We start from the raw sequence: 15,095 nt of genomic DNA, 5'->3' as shown, positions 1-15,095 counted from the left end.
CCCGGCAGGGCAGGGCGGGCCGGCCCGCCGGGCCGGTCAGGCGAGGCCCGCGACCAGCTCCGCGACGTCCTTGCGGCGGCCCGTGAAGAACGGGACCTCCTCGCGGACGTGCCTGCGCGCCTCGGAGCCGCGCAGGTGACGCATCAGGTCCACGATGCGGTGCAGCTCGTCGGCCTCGAAGGCGAGGATCCACTCGTAGTCGCCGAGGGAGAACGAGGCGACCGTGTTGGCGCGCACGTCCGGGTAGCCGCGGGCCATCTTGCCGTGGTCGGCGAGCATGCGGCGGCGGTCCTCGTCCGGCAGCAGGTACCAGTCGTAGGAGCGGACGAAGGGGTACACGCTGACGTAGTCGCGCGGCGTCTCGTCGGCGAGGAAGGCCGGGATGTGCGAGCGGTTGAACTCGGCCGGGCGGTGCAGGGCCATGTTCGACCACACCGGCGCGAGGGCGCGGCCCAGCCTGGTGCGGCGGAAGAGGTTGTACGCCTCCTGGAGCTGGTCGCTGGTCTCGGCGTGCCACCAGATCATCAGATCGGCGTCTGCGCGCAGCCCCGACAGGTCGTACGTGCCGCGGATGGTCACGTCCTTGGCGGCGAGCTGGTCGAACAGCTCCTGGACCTCGTCGGCGTAGCCCGCGCGGTCCTCGGGCAGCACGTCCTTCAGCTTGAAGACGGACCACAGCGTGTAGCGGATGACCTCGTTGAGGTCCTTGGCCAGCTTGCCCTTGTTCGGGATCCTGCCGGACTCGGTGGTGGGGGCGTCGTCACTCATGGGGCTATTCTCCCGCTCCGCCGTGCAGGCTCCGCACCGGGTGGGCGGTGAGGTCCTCGGCACCGCGCGGGTCACCGCCGAGCTGGTCCACGGCGGCGTACGCGCCCGCGATGCAGGCCGGGATGCCGACACCGTCGTAGACCGCGCCGCAGACGGCGAGGCCCGGAAGCCCGGCGACGTGCTCGCGGATCCGGGCAACGCGCGCATGGTGGCCGACGGGGTACTGCGGCAGGCCGTCGGTCCAGCGGGTGACGCGGGTCTCCAGCGGCTCGGCGTCCAGGCCGGTGGCCTCGCGCAGGTCGTGCCGGGAGACGTCGACGAGGTGGGCGTCGTCGCGCTGGAGGATCCCGGTCTCGCCGTACCGCCCCACGGACGTGCGCACGACGACCGTGTCCGGGTCCTCCTCGGCGATCCAGCCCCACTTCCGGGAGGCGAACGTGGACGCCTTGATGGTGCGCCCGTCGACCGGCGGGACCAGGAAGCCGCTGCCCTCGGGGAGGTCGGCCTCACCGCGCCGGTAGGCGAGGGTGACCAGGGCCATGGAGGCGTACTCGACGGCCCCCAGCTCGGCGGCGGCCGCGGGCGACTCGGCGCGCAGCAGCGCGGCGGCGGCCGGCGCGGGCACGGCGACGACGACGGCGTCGGCACGCAGCGTCCGGCCGCCGGCGACGACGCGCCAGCCGCCCTCCGCGCGGCGGCGCAGCTCCGTGACGGGCGCCCCTGTGACGATTTCCCCGCCGCGCCGGCGCACCGAGTCGGCGACCGCGAGCGGCAGCCGGCCCACACCGCCCTCGATGCCCGTGAACACCGGGCCGGTCCGCTGGGCGGCGGCGGCCTCGGTCTGGACGGCGCGGACGGCCTCGGTCAGGGAGTCGTGCGCGCGGGCCGCCCGGAACAGCTGGGGAACGGCCGAGCGCATCGAGATGCGGTAGGCGTCACCGGCGTAGACCCCGCCGAGCAGCGGCTCGACCAGGCGGTCGACGACCTCGCGGCCGAGGCGTGCCGCGACGTACGCGCCGACCGCCACGTCCTCGCCGATCTCGGTGCGGGGCAGTTCCGCGTCGCGCCCGATGAGGCGCAGGCCCTCCTCCGACAGGACACCGGCGAGGGCGGAGGCGGTGCCGGGGACGCCCATGACATGGCCCTTGGGCATGGGGCGCAGGGCACCGCGGGTCCAGATGGAGGCGGTGGAGGTGGCCGGTGGCTGCAGCCGGTCCGTGAGGCCCACCTCGCGGGCGAGGGTCACCGCTTCGGGCCTGCGGGCGAGCATCGACTCGGCTCCAAGGTCCACGCGCACACCGGCCACCTCGCCCGGCAGCAGTTTGCCGCCGACGCGGTCCGAGGCCTCCAGCACGGTCACGCGGGCCCCGCGGTGCAGCAGGCGGTGCGCTGCGGCCAGTCCCGCGATCCCCGCTCCGACGACGACGACGTGCCGCATGCCCGTACCCGTTGCGCTCATGCCCCCACTCTCTCAAACGGCTCCGCCCGGCCCCGGCGGCGGTCCCGCCGCGGTCCGGTGTCCGTCACGAGTCCCGACCGTGACCTCATCGGAACCGGGAGAGGCCAACGTCCCGGGCGGCCCGGGCGTCGAAAGAGAGTCAGCCCAGTCCGTCACCACGTCCACGGGGGCAGCCCATGCACGCACGACGTTCCTTCCGGCCCGTCCGGGCCCTGGCCGGGCTCCTGCTCGCCTCGGCACTCGCGCTCGCCGGGTGCGGCGCGGGCGACTCGGACGGCAGTGCGTCGGACAGGAACGCGGGCGGCGCGGCCCGGCCGGAGGGGAACGGCGCGGACCTGCCGGGCGACGAGAAGGGCGTCCCGGGCGCCGAGGGGTCCGGGGGCGCCCGGTACGGGGGCGCGACGGCCACCGGGTCGCCGAGGCTCGCCCCGAGCCACATCGTCCGCACCGCCTCCCTGACCGTGCGGGTCCGGGACGTGCCGAAGGCCCTCGCCGCGGCCCGCGCGCGTGTGCGGGCCGCGGGCGGCTACCTCGGAGACGAGACCACCACCCGGGACGGCGACGGCGGGGAACGCACCCGTGTGGTCCTGCGCGTGCCCGCCGGCGCCTTCGACGAGGTCCTCGCCGGCCTGGCGGGCGCGGGCAGGCTCATGGAGCGCACGGTGAAGGCGGAGGACGTCACCGACCAGGTCGTCGACGTCGAGAGCCGCATCCGGTCGCAGCGGGCCAGCGTCGCCCGGGTGCGCGCCCTGATGGACCGGGCCACGCGGATCGACGACGTCGTCACCCTGGAGGGCGAGCTGAGCCGGCGCCAGGCGGACCTGGAGGCGCTGCTGGCCCGGCAGGCGTCCCTGAAGGACCGCACGAGCCTGGCCACGATCAGCCTGTCGCTGTCACGGACGCCGGTGCAGCAGACCGCCCACGACGAGCAGCCCGGGTTCGGGGACGCCCTGGCCGGAGGCTGGCACGTCTTCGTCACCGTGGTGCGCTGGCTCGCCCTGGCGCTCGGCGCGGTGCTGCCGTTCGCCGTCACGGCGGCCCTCGTCGTGGTGCTGTGGCGGAAGGTGGTGCGGCCCCGGCTGCCGCGCCGCCCGGTCACGCCCGTCCCGCTGGTGCCGGGCCGTCTCCCGACGGCCCCGCCCCCGCCCCGGACGGCCCCGGAGCCGCCTGGCCCGGGGGCGGCCCCTGAGCCGGGCGAGCACCGCTGAAGTCGGCGGGGGCCGTAGCGTGTTCGCATGAGCATGAGCCGTGCGAGGGGTACGAGAGAGCGACTGGTCGTGATCGGCGGCGACGCCGCGGGGATGTCCGCGGCGTCGCAGGCGCGCCGGCTGCGCGGGCCCGGCGAGCTGGAGATCGTGGCGTTCGAGCGAGGCCACTTCACCTCGTTCTCGGCGTGCGGCATCCCGTACTGGGTCGGCGGTGACGTCGGCGAACGGGACCGGCTGATCGCCCGCACGCCCGAGGAGCACCGCGCCCGGGACATCGACCTGCGCATGCGGACCGAGGTCACCGGGATCGACGTCGCCGGGGGCCGGGTCCGCGCGCGGGACGTCGACTCCGGCGCCGAGTCCTGGACGCCGTACGACAAGCTCGTGATCGCGACCGGTGCCCGGCCGGTCCGCCCCGACCTGCCCGGCGTCGACGCGCCCGGCGTGCACGGCGTGCAGACCCTGGACGACGGCGAGGCCCTGCTGGACACCCTGGCCCACCTGCGTGCCGGCGACGGGGGCGGGGGCCGGCGCGCCGTGGTGGTGGGCGCCGGCTACATCGGCGTGGAGATGGCCGAGGCACTGATCAAGCGCGGCTACGACGTGACGGTCGTCAACCGCGGCGAGGAGCCGATGGCCACGCTGGACCCAGACATGGGCCGCATGGTGCGGGAGGCCATGGAGGGACTGGGCATCACCATGGTCAACGACGCCGAGGTGACCAAGATCCTCACCGGTGACGGGGGCCGGGTCCGGGCCGTGGGCACCGAGGACGCCGAGTTCCCGGCCGACGTGGTCGTGCTCGGCATCGGCGTGCGCCCCGAGACCGCGCTCGCCGCCGAGGCGGGCCTGCCGCTCGGCCCCCACGGCGGACTGCTCACCGACCTGGCGATGCGGGTGCGGGGCCAGGAGAACATCTGGGCCGGCGGCGACTGCGTCGAGGTGCTCGACCTGGTCTCCCGGCAGGACCGGTACGTCCCGCTGGGCACGCACGCCAACAAGCACGGCCAGGTCATCGGCACCAATGCCGGCGGCGGCTACGCCACCTTCCCGGGCGTGGTCGGCACCGCGGTGAGCAAGGTGTGCGACCTGGAGATCGCGCGCACCGGCCTGCGCGAGAAGGACGCGCTCCGCGCGGGCCTGCAGTTCGAGACGGTCACCGTCGAGTCCACCAGCCGTGCGGGCTACTACCCCGGGGCCTCCCCCATGACGGTCAAGATGCTCACCGAACGCCGCACCGGCCGCCTCCTCGGCGTCCAGATCGTCGGCCGGGAGGGAGCGGCCAAGCGGGTCGACGTCGCGGCGGTGGCCCTCACGGCCGGAATGACGGCGGAGCAGATGACGGCCCTGGACCTGGGCTACGCCCCGCCGTTCTCACCGGTGTGGGACCCCGTCCTGGTGGCGGCGCGCAAGGCGGCGGCGAAGGTGCACGAGAGCGTTCGCTGAGGGGCCGCGGTTCCGCTCCGGCGACGCGGACGAGCAGGACGCGGCGCCTGACGGCGGCCGGGCGGGGGCTGCCCAGGCCGGGTCGTGCCGGAGAGCCGCGGGATCCGGCACGCTCACCCGGGCTGGAGGGCGCCGCCGTGTCCTGCCGACGTGATCCGCCGGACGGCCCCTGGGCCCTGTCGTCGAACGGATGTACTCGGGTCAGGGCCCGGCACGACGAGAGTGCGTGCATGGCGTCGCGGGGCAGACGCGAGGTCGACGACAGGCCCTAAGCCGTCCCGTTCAGCCTCGGCAGCGACGACACCGACGCCGCGCCGGCCGCCGTCACCGCCGAAGGCTGCTCCCCGGCCGGCTTGGCATGGGCGGCCGGCGGCCGGGTGGACCGCAGCCGGTGGCTGACGGCCTCGTCGAGGGTCACCGGCCGCTGCATCTGCGCCGCCAGCCGCCCGGCCTCCTGGCCGAGCCGGGCGACGTCCTCCCACGGCAGATGCAGCACCAGGGCGATCTCCGCCTCGCCGTCGGGCAGGGCGTGCATGGGTGGAGTAACACGGTCGTTCATCGCCTGTCCTCACGTCGTCCCCGCGGCCCGCCTTCGCCGGGTCGCCTGCGGTTGAGGAGACATACGCACGCGGGGGCGTCGACGTTCACCGATTCGCCGGACGCATCGAGGGCACTACTTCCTCGTGGTCATACCCGTTCATGACGTGAACCCGGTGCGGAGCACCCCCTGGGTGACGTACGCCCTCATCGCCGTGAACATCGCGGTGTTCCTCCTCACGCCCGGTCTCGCGGGGTCCGTGGCGGGCGACAGCAACCTGGCCCAGCTGTGCCACGTGCAGGCCTTCATGGAGCACTGGGCGGCGGTGCCGCGCGAGCTGATTCATGGTCAGATGCCGCGGCTGGTGCCGACCGGCGCGGTCGGCGTGGGCCCGCAGGGGCCGGGCTGCGTGGTGGCGCCGCCCACCTACGACAAGTCCCCCGCGCTGTCGGTGTTCACGGCGATGTTCCTGCACGGCGGCTGGCTGCACCTGCTGGGCAACATGCTCTTCCTGTTGATCTTCGGCAACAACGTCGAGGACCGCATGGGCCACCTGCGGTTCCTCGCGTTCTACGTCGTCTGCGGCTACGCGGCCGGCTACAGCTTCGCGCTGCTCAACGCCCACTCGGCCGAGCCGCTGATCGGCGCGTCCGGGGCGATCGCGGGGGTCCTGGGCGCCTATCTGGTGCTGTACCCCAGGGCCCGGGTCTGGGTGCTGGTGCCGTTCCTGATCTTCCTGCCGCTGCGCCTGCCGGCCTGGCTGGTGCTGGGCTTCTGGTTCGGGCTGCAGGCGGTGTACTCGTCCGGCCAGGGCGTCTCCGCCGCGGGGACCGTGGCGTACACGGCCCATGTCGTCGGCTTTGTGGTGGGCATGCTGATCGCGCTGCCGCTGCGCCGGGGCACGCCCCCGCCGCCGGAACCGCGCGGCCTGCTCTTCGGCAGGCAGGCGCGGGCCCGGCAGACGTGGTGAGGGCGCGTCAGCGGGCAGTGTGCGTGTGCACGTACTCGGTGAGCCGGGTCAGGGCGTCCGGGTCCGTCGTCGGCAGCACGCCGTGGCCGAGGTTGAAGACATGGCCCTCCAGGCCCGCGGCCGCGTCCAGCACCTCACGGGTCTTGGCCTCGACCGCCTCCGGGGAGGAGAACAGCACGGCCGGGTCGAGGTTGCCCTGGAGCGCCTTGCCGGGGCCGACGCGGCGCGCGGCCTCGTCGAGCGGGACGCGCCAGTCGACGCCGACGACGTCCGCGCCGGCCTCGCCCATCGGGCCCAGCAGCTCGCCGGTGCCGACGCCGAAGTGGATGCGCGGGACGCCGTACCCGGCGACCGCCTCGAAGACCTTGCGGGAGGCGGGCAGCACCGAGCGACGGTAGTCGGCCGGGGCGAGCGCGCCGACCCAGGAGTCGAAGAGCTGCACCGCGCCGGCGCCCGCCTCGATCTGCACCGTGAGGAAGGCGGCGGTGATGTCGGCGAGGCGGTCGAGCAGGTCGGCCCACAGCTGCGGGTCGCCGTACATGAGCGCCTTGGTGTGCTCGTGGTTGCGGGACGGGCCGCCCTCCACGAGGTAGCTCGCCAGGGTGAAGGGCGCCCCCGCGAAGCCGATCAGCGGCGTGGCGCCGAGCTCGGCGGTCAGCAGGCCGATCGCCTCGGTGACGTAGGAGACGTCCTCGGGTGTGAGGTCGCGCAGCCGCGCCAGGTCCGCGCGGGAGCGGATCGGCTGCTCGACGACCGGGCCGACGCCGGGCTTGATGTCCAGGTCGACACCAATGGCCTTCAGCGGCACGACGATGTCGCTGAAGTAGATCGCCGCGTCCACGCCGTGCCGGCGCACCGGCTGGAGCGTGATCTCGGTGATCAGCTCGGGCCGCATGCAGGACTCGAGCATCGGGACGCCCTCGCGCACCTTGCGGTACTCCGGCAGCGAGCGCCCGGCCTGCCGCATGAACCACACCGGTGTGTGCGGCACGGCCTCGCGCCTGCACGCCCTGAGGAAGGCGGAGTCGTACGTGGCTTTCGGCGGCGACGGCTGCGGCTGGCGGCCCGCGGGGGTCTCGTTGGCACTCACAGGGGCAAGTCTCGCACGGCGCCGGAGGGCCGCCCGCCGCGGTCCGCGCCGTCCGACGGCGGCGCGGCGCCCGTTCCGGGCCGCCGCACCGCAAGGGCCGGGTGGGGTGTCTTGCCCTGCACGACAGCCCGGTTCCCCTTAATCTTCCCGGCATGGCTGCGGCTCAGGGACGACGGTCGGACGACGCTGACGGAACGGACGACGGGAAGGAGGGGGACGGCCATGGGAGCAGTGCGGTTCCGTTGCCCTTCCGGGCCGCCGTCGACGCGCTGAGGACCGCGCGGCTGCGGCCGCAGGTCGAGGTCGAGCAGGTGCCCGCGCCGCAACGGCTGGCGCCGTTCGCCTACGCCCTGGAGGCCACGGTCGTCGACGGCGACCAGGACCTGGCCGACGGCCGTCTGGTGCTGCTGCACGACCCGGCCGGACACGACGCCTGGCGGGGCACCTTCCGCCTGGTGACGCTGGTGCGCGCGGAGCTGGAGCCGGAAATGGCCGCCGACCCGCTGCTGCCGGACGTGTGCTGGTCGTGGCTGACCGGCGCGCTGGAGGCGCGCGGCCTTGCCGCCGGCGAGCCGAGCGGCACCGTCACGCGCGCGAGCTCCCACTACTTCGGCGGGCTGTCCGCCCGTCCTGCCGCCTCGCAGATCGAGATCCGGGCCTCCTGGACGCCCCGGGAGAGCCTGGGCGGGGCCCCGGACACCGCCGCCCACCTCGCTTCCTGGTGCGACCTGCTCGCCCAGGTCGCGGGCCTGCCACCGGCCGGGCCGGGCGACGCGTCGGTGGTGACGCTGCCGCAGCGGCGCGGCCCGCAGCCGCGCTGAGCCCACGGGCCCGCGGACAGCCGTTTTTCGGACACCTGAGCCGAGCGGTGACACACCGGGGCGCCGGGCCGCCCGGACCGGCGGACCGCCGTTGTCCCGGGCCCGCCCCTGCCGGTTCCCCGCCCGGTCCCGCGCCGCGTCCGGGGCCGCCGAGCGCCTCGCCCGCCTCCCGGGCCTCCTGAAGCTCCACCGTCCCACGGACCGTTCGACTCCTGGACTCTTGACTTCTTGCCCTCTTGTCCGATCTTCGCGGCGGCGGCATGCCGACTCGTCGCCGTGTCTTTGTCGATACGGCCACATTCGAGCCCGAATCGAACCCGAACGGCCGCGAGTGAACCGATTCGATCTTCGGGCATTCGCTCGCACGTCTGAATTGCACGCATTCTTACTCACCAGATCGTGATCATTCTCTAAAGGACAGCGGGTTTGATGCCGAAGACGACTGTGACCTTGAAAGCACGGTTCGTCCCGGCTTCATCCCCACAAGCCGGCCCCGTCCCCCACCCCCAGGAGGCCTGGTGTCCGTTCTCCTCGAGCAGCCCTCAAGCCTGGTCGCCTACCGCCCGAACAAACCGACCGCCATGGTCGTCGTGGCGGACCCGCGCGTCCGGTCCACCGTCACCCGTCATCTGTGGGCGCTCGGAGTCCGCGACGTCATCGAGGCGTCGTCGATCGCCGAAGCCCGTCCCCGCGTCGCCAGCCCGCGGGACATCTGCGTCGCCGACGTCCACCTGCCCGACGGCTCGGGGCTCACGCTGCTGTCCGAGACCCGTGCCGCCGGCTGGCCCAACGGGCTGGCCCTGTCCGCCGCCGACGACATCGGCGCCGTTCGCAACGCCCTCGCGGGCGGGGTGAAGGGTTACGTCGTCACCGGCACCCGCACCAACCTCGGGCTCCCCTCCCGACCCGGTGCCGCTCCCATCGGCGCCGCCGCCGCGCGCCTGCACCGCCGCCCCCCGGGTGCCCCGAGCCACCCGGGCGGCTACCGCGAGCTGTCCGGCCGCGAGGTGGAGGTGCTGCGACTGGTCGCCGAAGGCCAGTCGAACAAGGCGATCGGCGTCTCGATGGGCCTGTCCGCGCTGACCGTCAAGAGCCACCTCGCCCGCATCGCCCGCAAGCTCGGCACGGGAGACCGCGCCGGCATGGTCGCGGTGGCCCTGCGGACCGGCATCATCCACTGACCGCGAGCCGTCTCGTCACTACTCGTCAGCCGTCACTCATCACCCGTACGAAGCAACCCCCTCACGGAACTTTTCCTTCACCGGCCACCGCCCGCGACGAAACCCCTGAAGACCGGCGTCCACCGAGACTTCCCTCCGTCTCCCCCTCCCCCACCCCCGTCCCTCCTCCCTTGCGTCCTGTGCCCTGCGTCCTCGCTTCCGCAGCCCTCTTCGCCGAGCCGCCGAAGAGCCGCGACGCCCACCGGCGCGAACGGGACCGGCCCTCGGTTCCACCGCGTCCCACCGCGAGTCGTGGACCGGACGTGTCACCGAGCTGACCGGTTTGCGACCCTCCGGCGCCCGTCGACGGAACGTTCCGTCGGCGGGCGCCGTCCATGCACGGATACTCTTGACATGTGACCGACGCCCAAAAGACCGCAGCAGACAGTTCACTGCGAACCACCGGGGGCGCCCCTCCGGACGACGGCGGATCTTCTGGCACAGGGGAGCCGATCCCGTTGCTCGAGCCGCGCGAGGGCATTCCGCCCGTCGTCGCCGACGAGGACGCGCTCGCCGAGGTGGTCGCCGCCTTCGCGGCCGGCTCCGGCCCCGTCGCCGTCGACGCCGAGCGCGCGTCCGGCTACCGCTACGGCCAGCGCGCCTACCTGGTGCAGCTGCGCCGGCAGGGCGCCGGCACCGCGCTGATCGACCCCATCGCCTGCCCCGACCTGTCCGGCCTCGGCGACGCGCTGTCCGGGGTGGAGTGGGTGCTGCACGCGGCCACCCAGGACCTGCCGTGTCTGCGGGACATAGGCATGCGGCCCACCGGGCTGTTCGACACCGAGCTCGCCGGCCGGCTCGCCGGGTTCCCCCGCGTGGGGCTCGGCGCCATGGTCGAGGGGGTGCTCGGCTTCGTGCTCGAGAAGGGGCATTCCGCCGTCGACTGGTCGACACGCCCGCTCCCCGAACCCTGGCTGCGCTACGCCGCCCTCGACGTGGAACTGCTCGTCGACCTGCGGGACGCCCTGGAGAAGGAGCTGGACCGGCAGGGCAAGCTGGAGTGGGCCCGGCAGGAGTTCGACGCCATCGCCTCGGCGCCGCCGCCCGAGCCGCGCAGGGACCCCTGGCGGCGCACGTCCGGGATGCACAAGGTGCGGCGCAGGCGGCAGCTGGCCGTTGTCCGCGAGCTGTGGCAGACCCGGGACCGGATCGCGCAGCGGCGCGACGTCTCGCCGGGGAAGGTGCTCGGGGACGCCGCGATCGTCGAGGCCGCGCTCGGCCTGCCGTCGAACGTGCACGCGCTCGCCGCGCTGAACGGGTTCGGCCACCGCATGGGCCGGCGCCAGCTGGAGCAGTGGCAGGCCGCGGTGGACCGTGCCAAGGCCCTGCCCGACGCGGAGCTGCCGCAGCCCGGCCAGCAGGTGGCCGGCCCGCCGCCGCCGAGGGCGTGGGCCGACAAGGACCCGGCGGCGGCCGCCCGGCTGTCGGCGGCCCGGGCCGGTGTCTCGGCGCTGGCCGAGCGGCTCTCCATGCCGCAGGAGAACCTCGTCGCGCCGGACACGGTGCGCCGGCTGTGCTGGGAACCGCCGAAGGACGCCGACGCCACGGCGGTGGCGGCGGCCCTGGCCGGGTACGGTGCGCGGCCCTGGCAGGTCGAGCAGGTGACCTCGGTGCTGGTGGAGGCGCTGTCCGCGAACGACGCGTAGGGCCGGCGGGGTAGGGACCCCGCCCCGGGGGCCGGACACCTCGTCGCCCGGTGGCCGGCCGGTGGCTGCCGGCGCCTCGTCGCCCGGTGGCCGGCCGGTGGGCTGGGCCGGTCGTGCGGTTTCCCGTGGTCCTTTCCAGGCGCGCCGACCCCCCGTTCCTCGCGAGGGGGCCCCGAGGCGGAGCAGAATCGTCGGGATCGCGCCCGGATCGGCTGCTCGGCCGCGCCGTGGAGGTGTGACGTTCGCCGCTCCCCCCGGGGGGACTGTGCAGCTACGTTACCCACAAGTAGCATGGACCTGAGCGCGCGCTCAGCGGTTGCGCGCCGCAGCAGTGCCATCCCGCACACTGGAGGAGAGCCATCGTGCCTCGTACCGTCAGGGACGTCGTCTTCGTCGACGGCGTCCGTACCCCGTTCGGCAAGGCGGGCCCGAAGGGCATCTACCACGAGACCCGCGCCGACGACCTCGTCGTGAAGGCGATCCGGGAGCTGCTGCGCCGCAACCCCGGCCTCGACCCCAAGACGGTCGACGAGGTCGCCATCGCCGCGACCACGCAGATCGGCGACCAGGGCCTGACCATCGGGCGTACCGCCGGCATCCTCGCGGGCCTGCCCACCTCCGTGCCCGGCTACTCGATCGACCGCATGTGCGCGGGCGCGCTGACCGCCGTCACCACCGTCTCGGGCTCCATCGCCTTCGGCGCGTACGACGTCGCCATCGCGGGCGGTGTCGAGCACATGGGCCGCCACCCGATGGGTGAGGGCGTCGACCCGAACCCGCGCTTCGTCAGCGAGAAGCTGGTCGACGAGTCGGCCCTGTTCATGGGCATGACCGCGGAGAACCTGCACGACCGCTACCCGCAGATCAGCAAGCTGCGCGCCGACGAGTACGCCGTGCGCTCGCAGGAGAAGGCCGCCAAGGCGTACGCCAACGGCAAGATCCAGCAGGACCTGGTGCCGGTCTCCGTGCGCCGCACGACCCCCGAGGCCGGCGAGACCGGCTGGGGCCTGGTCACCGCCGACGAGCCGATGCGCCCGGGCACCACGCTGGAGAACCTGGCGAACCTCAAGACGCCGTTCCGCGTCCACGGCCGGGTCACCGCGGGCAACGCGGCCGGTCTGAACGACGGCGCCACCGCCTCGGTCATCGCCTCCGAGGAGTTCGCCCGCGAGAACGGCCTGCCGGTCAAGATGCGCCTGGTCTCCTACGCCTTCGCCGGTGTGGAGCCCGAGGTCATGGGCTACGGCCCGATCCCGGCGACCGAGAAGGCGCTGGCGAAGGCCGGCCTGTCCATCTCCGACATCGGCCTGTTCGAGATCAACGAGGCCTTCGCCGTCCAGGTGCTGGCCTTCCTCGACCACTACGGCATCGCCGACGACGACGAGCGCGTCAACCAGTACGGCGGCGCGATCGCCTTCGGTCACCCGCTGGCCTCCTCCGGCGTCCGCCTGATGACGCAGCTGGCCCGCCAGTTCGAGGAGCACCCCGAGGTCCGCTACGGCCTGACCACCATGTGCGTCGGCTTCGGCATGGGCGCCACGGTCGTCTGGGAGAACCCGCACTTCGAGTCCGCCGGAGGCGACAAGTGAGCACCACCGCTGAGCTGTTGAAGGGCGCGGCCGAGCTGTTCCCCGACGAGGTCGTCACGAGCGCGCACGTACGCCACTTCGACCTGCCGCTGGGCGCCGGGCGTTTCGCCCTGATCACCCTCGACAACGGCCTGGACCACACCAAGCCGACCACCTTCGGACCGCAGTCGCTGGCGAACCTGAACAGCGCCCTCGACCAGGTCGAGAAGGAGGCCGCGGACGGGGAGATCGTCGGCGTCGGCATCACCGGCAAGCCGTTCATCTTCGCCGTCGGCGCCGACCTCAAGGGCGTCGAGCTGCTGAAGGAGCACGAGCACGCGCTCGCCATCGGCAAGGGCGGCCACGAGGTCTTCAAGCGCCTGTCGAAGCTGGCCGTCCCGACCTTCGCCTACTACAACGGCGCGGCCATGGGCGGTGGCGTCGAGGTCGGCCTGCACTGCACCTACCGCACGGTGTCCGCGGCCCTCCCGGCGTTCTCGCTGCCCGAGGTCTTCCTGGGCCTGGTCCCGGGCTGGGGCGGCTGCACCCTGCTGCCGAACCTGATCGGTGCCGACAAGGCCGTCTCGGTCGTCATCGAGAACTCGCTCAACCAGAACAAGCAGCTCAAGGGCAAGCAGGTCTACGAACTGGGCATCGCCGACGCCCTGTTCGAGGGTGCCGACTTCCTGGAGCAGTCGCTGATCTGGACGGCGGCCGTCCTCAAGGGCGAGATCGTCGTCGACCGCCCGGTGATCGACCGCGGCGAGGCCTGGGACCAGGCCGTCGCCCGGGGCCGCTTCATCGCGGACAGCAAGGTGCACGGCGCGGCCCCGGCCGCCTACCGCGCCCTCGACATCATCGCCGCCGCCAAGGACGGCGACCTGCAGGCGGGCTACGACGCCGAGGACCAGGCCCTCGCGGACCTGATCATGGGCGGCGAGCTGCGCGCCGGCATCTACGCCTTCAACCTGGTGCAGAAGCGCGGCAAGCGCCCCGCGGGTGCCCCGGACAAGAGCCTGGCCCGCCCGGTCACCAAGGTCGGCGTCGTCGGCGCCGGCCTGATGGCCTCGCAGCTGGCCCTGCTGTTCCTGCGGCGCCTCGAGGTGCCGGTCGTGCTGACCGACATCGACCAGGAGCGCGTCGACAAGGGCGTGGGCTACGTCCACGCCGAGATCGACAAGCTGCTCGGCAAGGCCCGCATCAACCAGGACAAGGCCAACCGCCTCAAGGGCCTGGTCACCGGCGTGCTGGACAAGGCCGAGGGCTTCGCGGACGCGGACTTCGTCATCGAGGCCGTGTTCGAGGAGATGGGCGTCAAGCAGAAGGTGTTCGCGGAGGTCGAGGCGGTCGCTCCGGCGCACGCGATCCTCGCCACGAACACCTCCTCGCTGTCGGTGACGGAGATGGCGTCGAAGCTGCAGCACCCCGAGCGGGTCGTCGGCTTCCACTTCTTCAACCCGGTCGCCGTGCTGCCGCTGCTGGAGATCGTCCGCGGCGAGCAGACCGACGACGCCTCGCTGGCCACGGCGTTCGGCGTCGCCAAGAAGCTGAAGAAGACCGCGGTGCTGGTCAAGGACGCCCCGGCGTTCGTCGTGAACCGCATCCTGACCCGCTTCATGGGCGAGATCCAGAACGTCATCGACGAGGGCACTCCCGTCGAGGTGGCGGAGAGGGCGGTGCAGCCGCTCGGCCTGCCGATGTCCCCGCTGGTCCTGCTGGAGCTGGTCGGCCCGGCGATCGGTCTGCACGTCTCCGAGACGCTCCACAAGGCGTTCCCGGACCGCTTCACGGTCTCGCCGAACCTCAAGGCGGTCGTCGAGGCCGGCAAGCGCGGCTTCTACGTCTACGACAGCGGCAAGCCCGAGCTGGACCCGGAGGTCGCCGCGCTGCTGAAGCAGGGCGGCACGGTCCTCACGGAGGAGCAGGTTCGCACCCGTGTCCTGGACGCGGTGGCCCAGGAGATCGGCCTGATGCTGGACGAGGGCGTCGTCGCCGAGGCCCAGGACATCGACCTCTGCCTGATCACGGGCGCCGGCTGGCCCTTCCACCTGGGCGGCATCACGCCGTACCTGGACCGCGAGGGTGTCTCCGAGCGGGTGAACGGCAAGCGGTTCCTGGCGCGGGGCGTGGCGAGCGTCCCGGCGTAACCGCTTCGCTCACGAACGCGGGGACGTACCGTGCCCGGCACACCGGCGGGTGTGCCGGGCACCGGCGTGTCCGCGTCCCGCCGGGTCTCGGCGGCCCTCACACGCCCCCGGGGCACGGGCGGGCCCGCGACACCGGCCACCGACCGGACCTCTGCCACGCCCGGAGGGCGGGTCCGGCCCGCGCCGGCTCGGGCGTGCGGAGCCGCCAACGGCC

At 73.6% G+C, this 15,095-nt stretch carries 12 protein-coding genes; 8 read left to right on the top strand and 4 right to left on the bottom strand.

Features of this window, described 5'->3' with window-relative positions:
- Positions 1–36: 36 nt before the first annotated feature.
- The gene (gene hemQ / locus ACWDNY_RS13595; protein ID WP_451645902.1) at positions 37–768 is read right to left on the bottom strand and encodes a hydrogen peroxide-dependent heme synthase; all 732 of its coding nucleotides are present in this window, start codon (positions 766–768) and stop codon (positions 37–39) included.
- 4 nt (positions 769–772) lie between these two features.
- Positions 773–2,227, bottom strand: a complete 1,455-nt coding sequence (gene hemG / locus ACWDNY_RS13590; protein ID WP_451645901.1) for a protoporphyrinogen oxidase — start codon at positions 2,225–2,227, stop codon at positions 773–775.
- Between the two features lie 176 nt (positions 2,228–2,403).
- Between hemG and ACWDNY_RS13585 the strand changes: the two genes are divergently transcribed.
- Together ACWDNY_RS13585 and ACWDNY_RS13580 are read left to right on the top strand one after the other, a co-directional pair.
- Positions 2,404–3,435 carry a DUF4349 domain-containing protein gene (locus tag ACWDNY_RS13585; protein ID WP_451645900.1) on the top strand — a complete coding sequence of 344 codons (1,032 nt, stop codon included), beginning with the start codon at positions 2,404–2,406 and terminating at the stop codon, positions 3,433–3,435.
- Between the two features lie 27 nt (positions 3,436–3,462).
- The gene (locus ACWDNY_RS13580) at positions 3,463–4,881 is read left to right on the top strand and encodes an FAD-dependent oxidoreductase (RefSeq protein WP_451645899.1); all 1,419 of its coding nucleotides are present in this window, start codon (positions 3,463–3,465) and stop codon (positions 4,879–4,881) included.
- A gap of 268 nt (positions 4,882–5,149) precedes the next feature.
- Here the strand turns inward: ACWDNY_RS13580 and ACWDNY_RS13575 are convergent, their stop codons facing one another.
- Entirely contained in the window at positions 5,150–5,440 is a 291-nt protein-coding gene (locus tag ACWDNY_RS13575; RefSeq protein ID WP_451645898.1) for a hypothetical protein, read from the bottom strand.
- Between the two features lie 124 nt (positions 5,441–5,564).
- On the opposite strand from ACWDNY_RS13575, the gene ACWDNY_RS13570 reads away from it, so the two are divergent.
- Positions 5,565–6,389, top strand: coding sequence for a rhomboid family intramembrane serine protease (locus tag ACWDNY_RS13570; protein WP_451645897.1), 825 nt, complete (start codon positions 5,565–5,567; stop codon positions 6,387–6,389).
- Positions 6,390–6,396: 7 nt separating this feature from the next.
- On the opposite strand, the gene hemE is transcribed toward ACWDNY_RS13570, so the two are convergent.
- Positions 6,397–7,479 carry a uroporphyrinogen decarboxylase gene (gene hemE / locus ACWDNY_RS13565; RefSeq protein WP_451645896.1) on the bottom strand — a complete coding sequence of 361 codons (1,083 nt, stop codon included), beginning with the start codon at positions 7,477–7,479 and terminating at the stop codon, positions 6,397–6,399.
- A 152-nt stretch (positions 7,480–7,631) separates the two neighbouring features.
- Between hemE and ACWDNY_RS13560 the strand changes: the two genes are divergently transcribed.
- The 5 genes from ACWDNY_RS13560 to ACWDNY_RS13540 all read left to right on the top strand — a co-directional run bounded on the left by ACWDNY_RS13560 (position 7,632) and on the right by ACWDNY_RS13540 (position 14,881).
- Positions 7,632–8,300, top strand: a complete 669-nt coding sequence (locus ACWDNY_RS13560) for a DUF3000 domain-containing protein (protein WP_451645895.1) — start codon at positions 7,632–7,634, stop codon at positions 8,298–8,300.
- A gap of 518 nt (positions 8,301–8,818) precedes the next feature.
- On the top strand, positions 8,819–9,481 hold the full coding sequence (locus ACWDNY_RS13555) for a LuxR C-terminal-related transcriptional regulator (RefSeq protein WP_451645894.1): 663 nt from the start codon (positions 8,819–8,821) through the stop codon (positions 9,479–9,481).
- Positions 9,482–9,876: 395 nt separating this feature from the next.
- Positions 9,877–11,166 (top strand): HRDC domain-containing protein, encoded by a 1,290-nt coding sequence (locus tag ACWDNY_RS13550; protein ID WP_451645893.1) that lies wholly within the window; start codon positions 9,877–9,879, stop codon positions 11,164–11,166.
- Positions 11,167–11,528: 362 nt separating this feature from the next.
- Positions 11,529–12,755 (top strand): thiolase family protein, encoded by a 1,227-nt coding sequence (locus tag ACWDNY_RS13545; protein ID WP_451645892.1) that lies wholly within the window; start codon positions 11,529–11,531, stop codon positions 12,753–12,755.
- Positions 12,752–14,881 carry a 3-hydroxyacyl-CoA dehydrogenase NAD-binding domain-containing protein gene (locus ACWDNY_RS13540; RefSeq protein WP_451645891.1) on the top strand — a complete coding sequence of 710 codons (2,130 nt, stop codon included), beginning with the start codon at positions 12,752–12,754 and terminating at the stop codon, positions 14,879–14,881. The genes ACWDNY_RS13545 and ACWDNY_RS13540 overlap by 4 nt, the downstream gene beginning before the upstream one ends.
- Positions 14,882–15,095: the final 214 nt, after the last annotated feature.

The sequence above is a fragment of the Streptomyces sp. NPDC003697 genome, from assembly GCF_053587115.1.
This window is presented reverse-complemented; position numbering and strand designations above follow the sequence as displayed.